The following is a 16688-nucleotide window of genomic DNA, read 5'->3' as shown; positions in this document are numbered from 1 at the left end:
TGGTTTGTCAGGAGTGAAGAGGTGAAAATATAACAGATGCGTATAAACAAAAGAAAGAATCATATTGTTACGGTATAAGACGGATTGTGCTAAATGAGGGAAAGCGATAAGGAGAACATAGGGCAGACAGCGTTGCCTGCCCAAGATAAGGTCGACAGAGTCTAAGCTGAAATGACCGTTTCTAGCTGATAAGTTTCACCGGGCTGCAGAGTTTTACCTTGCTCGATAGACGGCGCATGAAGAGTTGACTCGACACAAAGGAAGGTTTCATAGCCATCGTTCGGCATATCACCCATTGACTGTGCACCTTCTGCCCAAGGGTTCCAAAGTACGGCACTATTGTGGCCTTGATTGGTGACTGTTAGGGTACGGTTCATTACCGGATCTTCAACTAAGATATCTGCTTCTGGTTGAGTGTAGACACGGTCAATGGTGTCACTCAGTACGAGCTCTTGACCACCTTGGATAACTTCATCATTTTGTAGGCTGTCAATGTATTCCGGCCCTATACCTGTCACCTTAGCTTGCCTAATATCACCAAGGTTTAAATAAGTATGAAGAGCGCCAGAGAAGGTCCACTCATGTTTGTCTACGTTTTCTACTTTTAACGTTACTTTTAGTTGTTCAGTAACTTCAACGATTAAGCGCGCTTTAAATAAGTGAGGCCAAATTTGGCGAATGCCCTCATTGGAGGTCAGGCCCAATTCTACGATGACGCCATTGTCGTTTTCTCGGTGTTCAATCAGTTCCCAAGTAGAATTGCGCGCAAACCCGTGAGCAGGTGCGGCAATACGGCCAAACCAAGGCCAGCAAACGGGAATACCACCTCGAAGCGCTGCTTTGCCATCAAAAATAGCGGTGTCGCTCATCCAAATTAGGTCTTCTTGACCTGCTGGTGTAAATGAAACGACATGACCGCCATGTAGCGCAATGCCAGCACTGGCTTTTTCGTGATTGATACGAACAATTTTAACGGAGTCTTTTTCTACGATGGTGACGCAGTCAGAAAGGGCGGAAACTACGGGAAGAGAGTGTAAGTCCATATTTATCGTTCCTGTTCTATAGCGGCTGAAAAACAGGAGTACTGTATTTCAGATACAAAAAAGGCGACTATTAAGCCGCCTCTTTTCAACTCAGTTAAGAGCTAATCTCAATTTCTAATTACTTAGAGATGTGTGCGATTAGGTCTAGAACTTTGTTTGAGTAACCGATTTCGTTGTCGTACCAAGATACAACTTTAACGAATTTGTCAGTTAGAGCGATACCAGCTTTAGCATCGAATACAGAAGTTTGAACTTCACCGATGAAGTCTTGAGAAACTACTGCATCTTCAGTGTAACCTAGAACGCCTTTTAGTTCGCCTTCAGAAGCTTCTTTCATTGCTGCACAGATAGCTTCGTAAGATGCGCCTTCTTTTAGGTTAACTGTTAGGTCAACTACAGAAACGTTAGCTGTTGGTACGCGGAAAGCCATACCAGTTAGCTTGCCGTTTAGTTCAGGAAGAACAACACCTACAGCTTTAGCAGCACCAGTTGAAGATGGGATGATGTTCTGAGAAGCACCACGACCACCGCGCCAGTCTTTAGCAGAAGGGCCGTCTACTGTTTTTTGAGTAGCAGTTGTTGCGTGAACTGTAGTCATAAGACCAGATTCGATACCGAACTTGTCGTTAAGAACTTTAGCGATAGGCGCTAGACAGTTAGTAGTACAAGAAGCGTTAGAAACGATGTCTTGACCTTCGTAAGAAGCGTGGTTTACGCCCATTACGAACATTGGAGTAGCGTCTTTTGAAGGACCAGTTAGAACAACTTTCTTAGCACCAGCTGTGATGTGCTGGCGAGCTGTTTCGTCAGTTAGGAAGATACCTGTTGCTTCAGCTACAACGTCAACACCGATTTCATCCCATTTTAGGTCTGTTGGGTTACGCTCAGCAGTAACACGTACAGTCTTACCGTTAACGATTAGGTTACCACCTTCAACTTCAACAGTACCGTTGAAACGGCCGTGAGTTGAGTCATACTTAAGCATGTATGCCATGTATTCTACATCGATAAGGTCGTTGATACCTACTACTTCGATGTCGTTGCGCTCTTGCGCTGCACGGAATACGAAACGACCGATACGGCCAAAACCGTTAATACCTACTTTGATAGTCATTATAGTTGCTCCACAACTTAATTTCTGATTAAAGATAACTGGTAGTAAAATTACATAATCCAGTAACAATCTGCAACCGATAATCGGACTTAACTTGTTTAAAGTCAAAAAAAAGCGTCGCTTTTTTTCACAATTAGCCATAAATGGTTGTAATTTGAACTGTTTGCTCGTTATTTTCCTAACCAGTTGGCGTAAAATTAGTATAGATGCTTAAAGTCTTGCTTAAAGATTAATCGTTTTATTATGGTGCACAAGTATGTGCTACAAATGTAATTGTTAGCAAGTTTTTAACAAAAAAAGTCATTTTTTATGTATGTAAAATGGAGTATATCAACTGTGAATCAAGAAAGAGAAAAACTCATGAAGCCTGATGAATACTGGCGTGAGAGGCTTTCGGATGAAGAGTTTAGAGTGTGTAGAGAACAAGGTACGGAAGCTCCATTTAGTGGCAAGTTGTTGCATAATAGAGAAACAGGTATTTATTCTTGTACCTGTTGTAATACGCCTCTTTTTTCATCTTCAAACAAATATGACTCGGGTTGCGGGTGGCCGAGTTTCGATGCCCCTATAGATAATAAGTCTATTCGTTATTTGGAAGATCTAAGTCACGGAATGGTGCGTACTGAAATACGATGTGCAGTATGTGATAGCCATCTTGGTCACGTTTTTCCTGATGGACCAAAGACAACCGGAGAGCGTTTTTGTGTAAATTCTGTGTCGTTAATTTTCAACAATTGACAAAAAAGCGGTGAAGATCTCACCGCTGTTTGTTTTATCCTTTCAATTGAACTATCAGTAACTAGGAATTTTCGTTCTTACAAAAGCACCAGCTTCGATGGTGCTTTTTATTTTCTCGGCATCTTGAGTTAACCGTTTGTATTTTTCCTGCTCAAAACCATATAGAAGGTGGAGTTCATTTTCTGATGCGATAGGAACGCCGAATTGATTCGCCACCATTGCCCAAAGATACGCTTGTTCTTTTTGGTCCATTTGGTGGGTTGTACTTGCGAGAGATTTAAAAACTTCGTTATTGATACTGTCTTGATTAGTCAGTTCCAATGAACGAATCAGTAAGTCGTAGGTTTTTTGGTCGTTACGACTCGTATAAAAGGTGGCAAGTGCGTACTGCATTTCTGCGGTCTCTAGTGCTGGTGTTCCTTCAAGTTGAAGAAAGCGGCGTTTTGCGTTGTCACTACCTAGTCGGCTCCACAAAAAATACAAGGCTTCAGGTGCTTGAAATTGCCCCAAAGAGGTAACCAGGATTTCCATGTCTTCCTTGGCGTTCATCAAGGCATTAAAGCGACCTTCTTTGAGTTTCGTTTGGTCAATGGCTTGAATTTGAGACGCAAGTTCCAAGCATTTTTTGTATTCTGCCAACAAGTTGTACTCTTGGATGAGATTCGATGGCGTAGGATTTTTTATTCGCTCAAATCGGTGCCATATCAAATCAGTACGAGGTAACCGACATTGACCATCTCCAACGTTAAGTCTTTGGCATTGTAGTGTAGGGTTATCCGCACATAGCTGGTCGGTGTTGCGTGTATTTTCAAAACAACCAGACAGCGAGAAGCATAAAATGCTTAAAGTAATGACTTTCGTTCTTTTCATATTTGTTGTCGCTTGTGATCCGTAAGACTTATTTATCGACCGTTCCTTGACTCCACGGTGTAGGTAGTTATGTTCTTTGCTGTCAAATTAAATCAAAGGATATATCATGGACGCAAAGCAATTAATTGATGCCATCACACCTGAGGCTTATGAGCGTCTACTTTTTGCTGTTGAAACAGGAAAGTGGCCTGAGGGCACAAAGTTAACGCAAGAACAACGCGATTCTTGTATGCAAGCTGTCATGTTGTACCAGTCGAAACATAATGACGAAGCACAGCATATGACAGTGGCTCAGGGAGGCGAAATTAGTTTTAAGTCTAAAGCTGAGCTGAAAAAGCAGTTTCAAGCAAATCAAGAAGATATTGTTAGAGTGAACCCGAATCATTAATATCGCATTTATGTCTATATAAAGGCAGGGGTACTCTGCCTTTATTCTTATCGCAACCGTGTTATCCGCAGCACTTTTTAAACTTTTTGCCACTCCCACAAATGCAAGGGTCATTACGACCAACTTTTAAGCTCGCAATGGGTTGAGATAGTCGCTCATCTTCAGGTTCGCTCGGAAATGTACCGTCAATGTAGAACCATTGGTTGTTTTCCCTAACAAAGCGTGAGCGCTCTTCCAAACAGTATTGTTTTCCATCAAGATCAAAGTAAGCCTTGAAGGTAACAAAACCCTCGTTGTCACTCGAACCGTTTTCACAAGAAACAACGTCTAAGCCACACCAATCACTATCAATTGACTCAGCAATTTCAGCGCGCTGTGCTTGTGCGTCACAGCTAGGATGATAAGTAGCAACGACGTAATCCGTCAGCTTCTTAACATGCGCAGAGTAGCGTGAACGCATCAATTGCTCGGGTGTTTTTGCTAGTGACGAATCATGATGAATAGGCTCACAGCAATCACTGTATGCTTTTTGGCTGCCACAAGGACATAACGACATAGGTACTCCAAATCTTAAATAGCGAGTAAATCAGACGTCCATTTTACTGAATCTTCGTAGCATTTGCTTATCACATCTTGATCTAAATGAAGTTCCCCGCAATAGCTTGCGACTGTATCCCATTGTGCAAGTTCGTATGCTTTGATCAATGCCATGACCTGACCAAGTTCACCAGTGCCTTCTGTCAAGGCGATTTTTACCGCTTCATTGATGGGGATTTCGTCAATGATTAGTTCAATTGGTCGGTCTAGTAAACTGTCTAATAGTGAGAACATGCCTGTTATAAATGCGAGGCTAGGATCGATACGCGAACTCACCTCGCGGATTAACAACTCAGAATATCGTGCTCTTTGGATAGACAAGCCATAGAGATAATCAGGTTTATCGTCTCGGTTTGATGCTAGTGCGACAAGTGAAACAAACTTACGCAGGCGCTCTTCGCCTAGATAAACAAGTGCTTGTTTGAACGACTCGATTTTACGACTGACCAGATAGGAGGAGTTGACGCAAGTGAGTAACTTGTATGACATTGTCACATCTTTGCTGATCAGAGCTTCTATTTTTTTGTAATCGATTTCTTGTTGAGAGACTTCTGTTACTAACTGAACAACGGTTAAGAAGTCTGGGTCTAAAGATTTTCGCTCAAGCATCTCTGGTTTACTAAAGAAGTAGCCTTGGAACAGAGCAAACCCGATGGCTTTCGCTTGTTCAAACTCTTCATAAGTTTCGACTTTTTCAGCGAGAAATTTAATACCACTGTGGGAAAGTCGATCAATAAAGATTTGCGCTTTTTGCAAAGGGACTACGCGAATATCAAATTTAATGATATTGATGTAAGGCAAAAAAACCTTCCACTCTTTTGAGGGAACAAAGTCATCTAGCGCTATGGTATAGCCAAGCGCGGCCATTTCTTTTACAGCTTCTAGTAGTTCTGCAGTAGGGGGGCAGTCTTCAAGAATTTCAACAACGAGATTATTGGCAGGAAACAGAGTAGGTACTTTGTTAATTAGGCTTTGGTATGGGAAGTTAACAAAACCTAATTTATTACCAAGTGTCGCATAATGCGTGGTTAAAAAGTGGTCTGACAGCAAACGACTCGTTGCATGTTCTGCATCAATAACAGGAAATGTGTTGCTTGGACCATCTCTGAAAAGTAGCTCGTATCCAACCGTTTTTTTATTGCTATCCAGTATAGGTTGCCTTGCTATATACGAATGTCTCAAGATGTATACCTTTCTCGTAGTTAGTTCGACCACTCACCAAAATAGAACGTCATAATCTTTATCTTTGATGACGAAAAATAGTGATGTCGAAACTAGCGTAAAAATGGCCTGCTTTGTAGGTCAAAGTGGTTTTTATCGTATACCAGTACTGACCCTTGAGTGTACCAATCTCCCAAGACAATTCTAGTATTTGTCGTATGATTCGCATCAAATGTGTGAACTTTGGGGCGATGAGTATGACCGTGAATCATTAAGTCGACATTTTGAATGGACATCACTCTTTCTACTTCGCTTTGAGTCACATCCATGATGTCCAATGCTTTGGTTTGCTTCTCATCCCGAATACCAGACTGTACTTTGGCGACAATTTTCTTTTTTATAAACATAGGTATGCGATTAAACACCCATTGTAGCCAAGGCTGGTGGACTTTCTCTCGGAATTTGAGGTAGCTGACATCGCGGGTACATAACGTGTCCCCGTGCAACACTAACGCTTTTTTTCCGTAAAGGTCGATAACCGTTTCATCTCCAAGAAGTTTGACCCCCGTTTCTTTCACAAAGCGATTTCCAACAAGAAAGTCTCGATTGCCGCGTGTAAAGTAGCAAGGTACACCAGCATCTGTTAGCTGCTTGAATTCTTCGCGTACAAAATTGGCAAACTCTGATTTGTCGTCGTCTCCAATCCAGAAATCGAAAAGGTCACCTAACACATAAAGTGCATCTGCATGGATGGCCTCTGAGCGCATGAATTGACTAAAGCAATGATTAATGTCGGGAGTAGAAGGGGACAGGTGAAGGTCGGCGATAAATAGCGTGGACATAAAAAACGTATTACCTGATGGAAAAGACAATAGGGGAGGAGTAATTTACACCCCTCCCAACTATCATTATTCTTCGATAGTCGTACCAGTGATAACGACATCTTCAAGTGGTACGTCTTGGTGCATACCGTATGAACCAGTGCTTACGCCTTTGATCTTGTTCACGATGTCCATGCCTTCAACTACTTCAGCGAAAACACAGTAACCCCAACCGTCTAGGCTTTCGCTACGGAAGTCTAGGAATGTGTTGTTGTTTACGTTGATAAAGAACTGAGAGCTTGCAGAGTGCGGCTCCATTGTGCGAGCCATCGCTAGCGTGCCAACTTTGTTGCTTAGGCCGTTATTTGCTTCGTTCTTAATTGGTGCGCGAGTCGCCTTTTCACGTAGGCCAGACTCCATGCCACCACCTTGAATCATGAAACCATCGATAACACGGTGGAAAAGTGTGTTGTCGTAAAAACCGTCACGGCAGTACTGTAAAAAGTTCGCGCTTGTTTCTGGTGCTTTTTCTTCATTAAGCTGAATTTTGATGTCACCAAAATTAGTGTGAAGGGTGATCATGATTATGTCCTTTACATATGTTTTTGATTTGAATCCGCGATTCTATCGTAACTTTTCAGACTTTAACATGCGAAAAGTTACCTATGAGTGATTAGTATAGGCTTTATTCGTGGCTTTTTCGGTCTGCTAGGGATGACTTAACAGGTCGCAAGTTGATATACTGAACCACTATTTTTGTTCAACCCATTAATCAGATAGAGATCATGTTGAAGATATATAACACACTCACAAGACAGAAAGAGGAATTCAAACCAATCAATGCTGGCAAAGTTGGCATGTATGTCTGTGGAGTAACCATCTATGATCTCTGTCACATCGGTCACGGCCGTACGTTTGTATCGTTTGATGTCGTGGCTCGCTACCTCCGTTACCTTGGGTACGATCTAACGTTCGTTCGCAATATCACGGATATCGATGACAAAATCATCAAACGAGCAAATGAGAATGGCGAGAGCTGTGATTCATTGACTGAACGTCTTATTGGTGAAATGTACGCGGATTTTGACGCATTAAACATGAAGCGCCCAGATATCGAGCCGCGTGCAACCCAATACATTGACGAAATTATTGCGCTTGTTGAAAAGCTAATCGAACGCGGTTTTGCATACGTTGCAGACAACGGCGATGTGATGTTTGAAGTTGGTAAGTTTGACGAGTATGGCAAGCTGTCGAAACAGGACCTTGATCAACTTCAGGCCGGTGCGCGCGTTGATGTAGAAAGTGCAAAACGCAGCCCGCTAGATTTCGTTCTATGGAAAATGTCGAAACCTGGTGAGCCAACGTGGGAATCACCATGGGGGCCAGGTCGTCCGGGTTGGCACATCGAATGTTCAGCAATGAACTCGTCTATTCTTGGCAACCACTTCGATATTCACGGCGGCGGTTCGGATCTACAGTTCCCTCACCACGAAAATGAGATCGCTCAATCATGCTGCGCGCACGGTACTCAGTACGTGAATACATGGATGCACAGCGGTATGGTGATGGTAGACAAAGAGAAGATGTCTAAATCACTTGGTAACTTCTTTACCATCCGTGATGTTCTACAACATTACGATGCAGAAACGGTTCGTTACTTCCTGATGTCTGGTCATTACCGTAGCCAGCTTAACTATAGCGAAGACAACCTAAACCAAGCGCGTGCTTCGTTAGAGCGTCTGTACACATCTTTGCGTGGCCTGGATCTGACTGCGCAGCCAGCGGGTGGTGAAGTTTACGTGACTCGCTTTGCTGACGCGATGAACGACGACTTCAACACGCCGGAAGCGTATTCGGTTCTATTTGATATGGCGCGTGAAATCAACCGCCTGAAAACAGAAGACATGGCAGCGGCGAGCTCGCTAGGTGCGCTATTGCGTGAATTGGCTGATATCATTGGTATTCTTCACCAAGACCCGGAAGCGTTCCTGAAAGGGGATGCAGGTAATGACAATGAAGTTGCGGAGATTGAATCGCTAATCAAACTGCGCAATGATAGTCGTGCGGCTAAAGATTGGGCGAACGCAGATATGGCACGTGACAAGCTTACAGATATGGGTATCGTCTTAGAAGACGGTCCTGAAGGGACAATTTGGCGTCGTAAGTAATTCATTTTTATAAAGGGCTGTAAATTCAGCCCTTTTCTTTTCTATCTTGGCTTTATAGGTACTAATTAGTGGCTCAGATGTACTTCTATTACTCGGCTATGAATGCGGGTAAATCCACCACTCTTCTTCAATCCTCTTTTAACTATCAAGAACGTGGAATGACACCAGTGATATTCACTGCTGCACTTGATGATCGTTACGGTGTCGGTAAAGTGAGCTCTCGAATTGGTTTGCAGTCAGAAGCACACTTGTTCACAAGCAATACTAATCTTCACCTAGAAATTGCAGCTCTTAATGAAGTCGAAAAGCGTCATTGTATTTTGGTGGACGAATGTCAGTTCCTAACGAAAGAGCAGGTGTACCAGCTAACAGAAGTCGTAGATAAGTTAGATATCCCAGTGCTGTGCTACGGTTTGCGTACCGACTTTTTGGGTGAGCTGTTCGAAGGCAGTAAGTATCTGCTTTCTTGGGCTGATAAGTTGATTGAACTGAAGACTATTTGCCATTGTGGACGAAAAGCCAATATGGTGATTCGCACTGACGAGCATGGCAACGCGATTGCGGAAGGTGATCAGGTCGCCATCGGTGGCAATGAGCGTTATGTGTCAGTTTGCCGACAGCACTACAAAGAAGCACTAGGCAAATAAGTTTATATCAATAACAAAAAACGGAGCATATTGCTCCGTTTTTTGTTTGTATTCGATAATCAGAGATTAACGAGCACGGAAGACGATGCGACCTTTTGACAGATCGTATGGAGTCATCTCTACAGTTACTTTGTCACCAGTAAGAATACGGATGTAGTTCTTACGCATTTTACCAGAGATGTGAGCAGTAACTACGTGGCCGTTTTCTAGCTCAACACGGAACATTGTGTTTGGAAGAGTATCAAGGACAGTGCCTTGCATCTCAATTACGTCTTCTTTAGCCATTTAATCCTCTTTTAAAAAATGGGCAATTTTAATCGCCGTATAATGCCGATTAAAATGAATTTAGTAAAGTTGGGGCACATTCTACCCTTGCCAACGCTGATTTACTAGCCTTTGATGGCGTTGAAAGCGGACTTTGTAGTTCATGGCTGGGCATTCATCAATTTGATAGCCTAGATAAAGCCACTGTTTCCCTTCGTTTTTACAGTATTCCAGCTGAAGCAATACGGCGAGTGTGCCCAGTGATAGTTCATAATCCGGATCATAAAAAGTATAGAAGGCGCTGGCGCTATGGCTAAGAACATCGGTCACGGCGATAGCGATTAACTTATCATTGTCGTAGACGTGCAGGTATTGAGTGTTCAGCCAGGCGCATTGGGAAAACTGGGCGAACTCATCTTGCTGAGGTGGATACATTGTACCTGTGCGATGGCGCTCCTCTATGTAGCGAGAGTATAGCTCAAACCATCCTTCATCCATATGGGTTTTTAAGACCCACTCAAAATTGCGAGCTTTACTGGAGATTCGTTTCTGACTTTTAGACGGGATAAAGTCTGCGACAGATACACGTAAAGCTTCACACGCACTGCACTTATCACAATGCGGTTTATAGATAGTATTTCCGCTTCGACGAAAACCGTTAGCGAGTAAAAGTTCGTAGTTAGCGGTAGAGTGCATGGCTGGATCAAGCGCAACAGCGACTCTTTCTTGTTTTCCTGAAAGATAACTGCATGGGTGGCTATCTGTAAGGCCAATGCGTATGTGTTGCAGATCAGAGCTCATTGGTATCCTCTAACGGTGATGCTAACCATTGTTCATTAAAGCAATTTTTTTCAATGGACCGTTCCCTAAAGGATAGCAGTCTTTGAGCAAAATCCTCACGTTCAAGTTCTTGTGCTCCTAAAGACTGAAGGTGTGGATTCATTACCTGACAATCGATGAGTTTTCCACCATGTTGTTGAAAGTGGTGACAAAAATACCACAAGGCGATTTTTGACGCATTGCTACGTAGACTGAACATCGATTCGCCACAGAACAACTGCCCAATCGATAAACCATACAACCCGCCAATTAACTCTTCTTCTTGCCAAACTTCGACAGAATGGCAATATCCCATTTGTGCTAACTGCTTGTAGGCAGCACGCATGTCCTCATTCAACCAAGTTTCTTCCTTGCTTCTGACTGCGGCACATTGATCTATCACGGAGTTCGTGGCTTTATTTATACTTACTTTATAATTGTGCTTTTTTTGAAACTTTTTAAGGCTTTTAGCAGGTTTGAACTTGGCAGGATCGAAGGTTGCACGAGGGGTAGGGCTCCACCATAAGATAGGCTCATCAGGGCCATACCAAGGAAATATCCCATTGTGGTAAGCCAATACAAGTCTATTCGGAGAGAGGTCGCCACCAAAAGCGAGAAGACCATTAGGGTCGTCTAGCGCTTCGAAAGGAGATGGGAACCATAACTCTTTTGGGTCCAACTCTGTCAAGTAAATAGTCATAAAGCGAGGAAACAAGGTATGAAGAAGTGGTTACTGATGATATTGATTTTTCCGCTGCTTGCCAATGCAGCGTATGAAAGAAACAAAGCTAGGCCAGTCAATAATGTCGTTTTTGGAAAAGTTGAGACAGTGCGTTACATCACAGAGCAAGATATCGTCAAAGCACAAGCGAATGGTTGGGAGACATTGCTTGGTGCCGTCGTCGGTGGTGTGATTGGTCACCAGTTTGGTAGTGGTCGAGGAAAAGAAGTGGCAACTGCAGTTGGGGCGGTGGCAGGTGCAGGGATCGCCAGAAATAGCGCTAATAGAGAGTATAGGGTGGAATATAGATTGGTTGAGCTGCTAATTAAAACCGAAAATAATCAGCTGATCGACGTGATTCAGGATGTGGATAAAAACATGCTGTTTAGCCGGGGAGACCGAGTGCGTATTCTCTATTTTAATGATGGTGTCAGAGTCGATATAGAATACTAAGACGAAGTCATCGTTTGTTGGCTGAAATTAAGTAAATACTCAGATTTAATGGTGTTTGGACTCTGGTTTTACGCCAAGATTTTAGATAGTCTGCTAGTACGAAGAATTTTTATCGCCCGGTAAGTAGGGCTGGGCGAGCAAGGAACAACAATTTAAATGGAAAGCCTTACGTTACAACCTATTAAGAAAATTTCTGGTGAAGTGAACTTACCTGGTTCAAAAAGTGTTTCTAACCGCGCGCTACTTTTGGCGGCGTTGGCGAAAGGAACAACGCGTCTAACTAACCTGCTTGATAGTGACGATATCCGTCACATGCTGAATGCGCTGACAAAGCTAGGCGTTAAATATCAGCTATCCGACGACAAAACGGTGTGTGAAGTAGAAGGTCTAGGCAAACCGTTTGAAGCAACAGAAGCTCAAGAGCTGTTTCTTGGCAACGCAGGTACAGCGATGCGTCCATTAGCGGCTGCTTTGTGTCTGGGTAGCGGTGAGTATGTATTGACTGGCGAGCCTCGTATGAAAGAGCGCCCAATCGGTCACTTGGTTGATGCGCTTCGTCAAGCGGGTGCTGAGATTGAGTATCTGGAAAATGAGAACTTCCCGCCACTTAAGATTAAAGGAACAGGCCTGAAAGGTGGAACGGTCGAAATCGATGGGTCTATCTCCAGTCAGTTTTTGACCGCGTTTTTGATGTCAGCTCCTCTGGCTCAAGGCGATGTGACGATTAAGATCATCGGAGAGCTTGTCTCTAAACCCTACATCGATATTACTCTGCATATTATGGCGCAGTTTGGTGTTGAAGTAGAAAACCGCGATTATCAAGAATTCGTTATCCGTAGTGGCCAATCGTATATCGCACCGGGAGATTTCTTGGTGGAAGGTGATGCGTCTTCTGCTTCTTACTTCCTGGCCGCAGCGGCGATCAAAGGCGGTGAGATTAAGGTCACTGGCATCGGCAAAAACAGCATTCAAGGCGATATTCAGTTTGCGGACGCGCTAGAAAAAATGGGTGCGCAGATTGAGTGGGGCGACGATTACGTAATTTCACGCGTCGGTGAGTTGAACGCTGTTGATATGGACTTTAACCACATTCCAGATGCTGCAATGACGATCGCGACGACCGCGTTGTTTGCTAAGGGTACGACTGCTATTCGTAACGTTTACAACTGGCGCGTAAAAGAGACAGACCGTTTAGCGGCCATGGCAACAGAGCTTCGTAAAGTGGGTGCTGAGGTGGAAGAAGGCGAGGATTACATCGTGGTCACGCCTCCTGCTCAGCTTAAACATGCAGCGATCGATACGTACGATGATCACCGTATGGCGATGTGCTTTTCTCTGGTCGCACTGAGCGATACACCTGTGACAATCAACGATCCAAAGTGTACATCCAAAACATTCCCGGATTACTTTGACAAATTAGCCTCATTGAGCTGTTAATAATGAAAGAGCCAGGGTCTATATCCTGGCTCTTTACTTTTTGTTACTGTTTTTCTAGCGTAAATTCTTTGGATAAGTGATGCGCCAAATATTTAAACATATTAAATACGGCGGTTGTATTCGCTGTTGGTAGGCCATTTTCATCTAAGAAATAGTGACCTTTAAACACCAAAACATCCTCTTTTTCTTCGACACTTTCTGCGCGCATTCCATCAATATAGTCATCATGTTCTTGGATGATGTGGTTAGCGATCAATAGCAATTCGAATTCGGAAATGACTTTCTTTTCACTCATAGATTTTCTCTTTGGCTTACTTTCCTCTATATAAAAGAGGATATGGTGAGATTGTAGAAATTTAGCCGGTGATTTCCAATGTACTAGATCAATGATTCACTACAGATGTATGGGATTTACTGGGTTGGTTTTGTGACAGGATACATAAAATATGGCTTATGACTAGCGGAAGTGGATCTGACACGTTTAGTATGAGGCACTTTCAAAACCGACGACTTTCGTCGATTTGTCGAGCAATCAAAGTTAATTTTGAAAAAAGATATTGATCTTCTAGTATTCTCGCTCAATAGTAAAAAAAGAAGCAAATTATTAAGTATGTTGTGCGATAAATAAGTCGCAGTCATTAATAGGACACTTGAGTCAAATATGGGTAAGTCACTGGTTATTGTGGAGTCGCCAGCCAAAGCGAAAACCATCAATAAGTATTTGGGTAAAGACTTTGTTGTAAAGTCCAGTGTAGGTCACGTTCGTGATCTGCCAACTGCTGGCCAAAGCACAGGTCAAAAAGCAGCAGCGGTATCAACCAAAGGCTTAAGTCCTGAAGAAAAAGCACGAATCAAGAAAGAAAAAGATCGTAAATCTCTAATCAAAAAAATGGGCATTGACCCATATCATGGTTGGGAAGCGAATTATCAAATTCTGCCTGGCAAAGAAAAAGTCGTCGCAGAGCTTCAGAAGTTAGCAGAAGACGCGGACTGCGTTTATCTAGCAACCGATTTGGACCGCGAGGGAGAGGCCATCGCTTGGCACCTTCGTGAGATCATCGGTGGCGATGAAGAGCGATACAAACGTGTAGTATTTAACGAGATTACTAAAAATGCGATTCAGCAAGCTTTCCAGAAACCTGGTGAGCTCAGTATGGATGGCGTGAACGCACAACAAGCACGCCGTTTCATGGACCGCGTTGTTGGCTTCATGGTTTCTCCGCTGCTTTGGAAAAAAGTAGCACGCGGTTTGTCTGCAGGGCGAGTACAGTCGGTAGCGGTGAAGCTACTGGTTGAACGTGAGCGCGCGATTAAGGCATTTGTTCCAGAAGAATTCTGGGATATTCACGCAGACACCAAAACCACAGATAAAACGGATTTCCGTCTACAAGTTGCTCAGAAAGACGGTGTGGCGTTTAAACCTGTCAATGAAGCGGAAACCAAATCTGCACTTTCTGTTCTAGAAAATGCGGCTTACGAAGTGTGTAAGCGTGAAGACCGCCCAACATCGAGCAAGCCTTCTGCGCCATTTATCACGTCAACGCTGCAGCAAGCTGCAAGTACACGACTTGGCTACGGCGTAAAGAAAACAATGATGTTGGCTCAGCGACTGTATGAAGCGGGTTACATCACCTATATGCGTACAGACTCGACCAATCTGAGTGCAGAAGCTGTTGAAACCGTCCGCGAATACATTAACAGTGAATTCGGTGACGCTTACCTGCCATCAAAAGCGAACGTGTACGGCAGCAAAGAAGGGGCACAAGAAGCGCACGAAGCAATTCGACCTTCAGATGTCACTGTGAAGGCGGATGACCTTAACGGTATGGAAGCGGACGCACACAAGCTGTATGCGCTTATTTGGAATCAGTTTGTTGCTTGTCAAATGACGCCAGCGAAGTACGACTCAACCACAGTGAGCGTAAAAGCGGCGGAATACACGTTAAAAGCGAAAGGTCGAATTCTGAAGTTTGATGGTTGGACTCGTGTTCAACGTCCTCTTGGTAAGAACGAAGATCAAATCCTTCCAGCGGTACAAATTGGCGATAAAATTGAGTTGATTAAACTCGATCCTAAGCAGCACTTTACTAAGCCGCCAGCGCGCTTTACTGAAGCAGCATTGGTTAAAGAGTTAGAAAAGCGTGGCATTGGCCGTCCTTCCACTTACGCTTCGATCATCTCTACCATCCAAGACCGTGGTTATGTAAAAGTTGAGCAGCGTCGATTCTATGCAGAAAAGATGGGTGAGATCGTAACAGACCGTCTAGACGATAGTTTCCATGAGTTAATGAATTACGAGTTTACTTCGCGTATGGAAGAAAAACTCGACCAAATCGCAGAAGGCGAGGCGAACTGGAAAGGCGTTCTCGATAACTTCTTCGAAGACTTCACTGGCGATCTGGAAAAAGCAGAGCAAGACGAAGACCACGGTGGTATGAAGCCGAATCACATCGTCTACACAGACATCGAATGTCCAACGTGTTCACGCCCGATGGGAATTCGTACCGCGTCAACCGGTGTGTTCTTAGGTTGTTCGGGTTACGCACTACCACCTAAAGAGCGTTGTAAAACGACCATCAACTTGGGTGATGAAGAAGGCATTATCAACGTTCTTGAAGAAGATGTTGAAACCGCAGCATTGCGTGCTAAGAAGCGTTGTCCAATCTGTGAAACCGCGATGGATGCTTACTTAATTGATGATAAGCGTAAACTGCACGTTTGTGGTAACAACCCGAACTGTGAAGGCTACGTTGTCGAACATGGTGAGTACAAAGTCAAAGGTTACGATGGCCCAGTTGTTGAGTGTGACAAATGTGGCAGTGACATGGTGCTTAAAAATGGTCGTTTCGGTAAATACATGGATTGCACCAGCGAAACATGTAAGAACACGCGTAAAATTTTGAAGAACGGTGAAGTTGCACCACCAAAAGAAGATCCTGTACACCTACCTGAACTTCCATGTGAAAACTCAGACGCGTATTTTGTTCTACGTGATGGTGCTTCGGGTCTGTTCTTGGCTGCGAGTACTTTCCCTAAATCACGTGAGACTCGCGCTCCGTTAGTAGAGGAACTCGTTAGGTTTAAAGATCGTCTTTCACCGAAGTTCCACTACTTGACCGAAGCGCCGCAGAAAGACCCGGATGGTCTTCCTATGGTGGTGCGTTTTAGCCGTAAATCTAAAGAGAACTATGTACGCTCTGAAATTGACGGCAAACCATCAGGCTATACGGCGCTTTATGTGGACGGAAAATGGGAAGTGACCGATAAGCGTAAAAAACCTGTCAAAAAGTAGAAATATGAATGAAAAAAGCAGCTGAAATGGCTGCTTTTTTATTGCCCTTCAGCTTGCCGCTAAAAGTTATGCCAAGTTTGTGCTCACTTGGATCCCCATGCAGAACACCCTCTGCGTCGCTATTTAGTAAGATTATTGTATGCCCGTTCCAAGAT

At 43.7% G+C, this 16688-nt stretch carries 18 protein-coding genes; 7 read left to right on the top strand and 11 right to left on the bottom strand.

Annotated elements, in window-relative coordinates:
- Positions 1-161 precede the first annotated feature (161 nt).
- Both NP165_RS08520 and gap read right to left on the bottom strand, forming a co-directional pair.
- Positions 162-1043 (bottom strand): D-hexose-6-phosphate mutarotase, encoded by an 882-nt coding sequence (locus NP165_RS08520; RefSeq protein ID WP_257083549.1) that lies wholly within the window; start codon positions 1041-1043, stop codon positions 162-164.
- Positions 1044-1161: 118 nt separating this feature from the next.
- Positions 1162-2157 carry a type I glyceraldehyde-3-phosphate dehydrogenase gene (gene gap / locus NP165_RS08515; RefSeq protein WP_257083548.1) on the bottom strand — a complete coding sequence of 332 codons (996 nt, stop codon included), beginning with the start codon at positions 2155-2157 and terminating at the stop codon, positions 1162-1164.
- 336 nt (positions 2158-2493) lie between these two features.
- On the opposite strand from gap, the gene msrB reads away from it, so the two are divergent.
- Positions 2494-2895 (top strand): peptide-methionine (R)-S-oxide reductase MsrB, encoded by a 402-nt coding sequence (msrB, locus tag NP165_RS08510; protein WP_257083547.1) that lies wholly within the window; start codon positions 2494-2496, stop codon positions 2893-2895.
- Between the two features lie 54 nt (positions 2896-2949).
- On the opposite strand, the gene NP165_RS08505 is transcribed toward msrB, so the two are convergent.
- Entirely contained in the window at positions 2950-3765 is an 816-nt protein-coding gene (locus tag NP165_RS08505; protein ID WP_257083546.1) for a DUF2989 domain-containing protein, read from the bottom strand.
- A gap of 106 nt (positions 3766-3871) precedes the next feature.
- Here NP165_RS08505 and NP165_RS08500 point away from each other — a divergent pair, with 106 nt between their 5' ends.
- Complete coding sequence (locus NP165_RS08500) at positions 3872-4153, top strand: YeaC family protein (protein WP_257083545.1); 282 nt, start codon at positions 3872-3874, stop codon at positions 4151-4153.
- A 61-nt stretch (positions 4154-4214) separates the two neighbouring features.
- Here NP165_RS08500 and NP165_RS08495 read toward each other — a convergent pair whose 3' ends face one another.
- The 4 genes from NP165_RS08495 to NP165_RS08480 form a co-directional block, all read right to left on the bottom strand.
- Complete coding sequence (locus NP165_RS08495) at positions 4215-4709, bottom strand: YchJ family protein (protein ID WP_257083544.1); 495 nt, start codon at positions 4707-4709, stop codon at positions 4215-4217.
- Positions 4710-4723: 14 nt separating this feature from the next.
- A complete protein-coding gene (locus NP165_RS08490; RefSeq protein WP_257083543.1) occupies positions 4724-5932 on the bottom strand; it encodes an EAL and HDOD domain-containing protein in 1209 nt (402 codons plus the stop codon).
- A gap of 92 nt (positions 5933-6024) precedes the next feature.
- The gene (gene lpxH, locus NP165_RS08485) at positions 6025-6753 is read right to left on the bottom strand and encodes a UDP-2,3-diacylglucosamine diphosphatase (RefSeq protein ID WP_257083542.1); all 729 of its coding nucleotides are present in this window, start codon (positions 6751-6753) and stop codon (positions 6025-6027) included.
- Between the two features lie 66 nt (positions 6754-6819).
- Positions 6820-7314 (bottom strand): peptidylprolyl isomerase, encoded by a 495-nt coding sequence (locus NP165_RS08480; protein ID WP_257083541.1) that lies wholly within the window; start codon positions 7312-7314, stop codon positions 6820-6822.
- 203 nt (positions 7315-7517) lie between these two features.
- Here NP165_RS08480 and cysS point away from each other — a divergent pair, with 203 nt between their 5' ends.
- Complete coding sequence (gene cysS / locus NP165_RS08475) at positions 7518-8900, top strand: cysteine--tRNA ligase (RefSeq protein ID WP_257083540.1); 1383 nt, start codon at positions 7518-7520, stop codon at positions 8898-8900.
- Positions 8901-8968: 68 nt separating this feature from the next.
- Entirely contained in the window at positions 8969-9547 is a 579-nt protein-coding gene (locus tag NP165_RS08470) for a thymidine kinase (RefSeq protein ID WP_257083539.1), read from the top strand.
- 66 nt (positions 9548-9613) lie between these two features.
- On the opposite strand, the gene infA is transcribed toward NP165_RS08470, so the two are convergent.
- From infA to aat, 3 genes are all read right to left on the bottom strand, one after another.
- Complete coding sequence (infA, locus tag NP165_RS08465; RefSeq protein ID WP_001040192.1) at positions 9614-9832, bottom strand: translation initiation factor IF-1; 219 nt, start codon at positions 9830-9832, stop codon at positions 9614-9616.
- An 81-nt stretch (positions 9833-9913) separates the two neighbouring features.
- A complete protein-coding gene (locus tag NP165_RS08460; RefSeq protein ID WP_257083538.1) occupies positions 9914-10612 on the bottom strand; it encodes an arginyltransferase in 699 nt (232 codons plus the stop codon).
- Positions 10602-11330: a leucyl/phenylalanyl-tRNA--protein transferase gene (gene aat / locus NP165_RS08455; RefSeq protein WP_257083537.1), complete on the bottom strand. Its 729-nt coding sequence runs from the start codon at positions 11328-11330 to the stop codon at positions 10602-10604. Before aat ends, NP165_RS08460 begins: the two co-directional genes overlap by 11 nt.
- Positions 11331-11348: 18 nt before the next feature.
- Here aat and NP165_RS08450 point away from each other — a divergent pair, with 18 nt between their 5' ends.
- The gene (locus NP165_RS08450) at positions 11349-11804 is read left to right on the top strand and encodes an outer membrane lipoprotein (protein ID WP_257083536.1); all 456 of its coding nucleotides are present in this window, start codon (positions 11349-11351) and stop codon (positions 11802-11804) included.
- A gap of 156 nt (positions 11805-11960) precedes the next feature.
- A complete protein-coding gene (aroA, locus tag NP165_RS08445; protein WP_257083535.1) occupies positions 11961-13241 on the top strand; it encodes a 3-phosphoshikimate 1-carboxyvinyltransferase in 1281 nt (426 codons plus the stop codon).
- Between the two features lie 43 nt (positions 13242-13284).
- Here aroA and NP165_RS08440 read toward each other — a convergent pair whose 3' ends face one another.
- Positions 13285-13536, bottom strand: coding sequence for a YciN family protein (locus tag NP165_RS08440; protein ID WP_257083534.1), 252 nt, complete (start codon positions 13534-13536; stop codon positions 13285-13287).
- Between the two features lie 366 nt (positions 13537-13902).
- On the opposite strand from NP165_RS08440, the gene topA reads away from it, so the two are divergent.
- Entirely contained in the window at positions 13903-16533 is a 2631-nt protein-coding gene (topA, locus tag NP165_RS08435) for a type I DNA topoisomerase (protein WP_257083533.1), read from the top strand.
- Positions 16534-16688 lie beyond the last annotated feature (155 nt).

The sequence above is a fragment of the Vibrio japonicus genome, assembly GCF_024582835.1.
GTDB lineage: Bacteria > Pseudomonadota > Gammaproteobacteria > Enterobacterales > Vibrionaceae > Vibrio > Vibrio japonicus.
The sequence above is the reverse complement of the archived record's forward strand: the minus strand, read 5'-3'. Positions and strand labels throughout refer to the sequence as shown.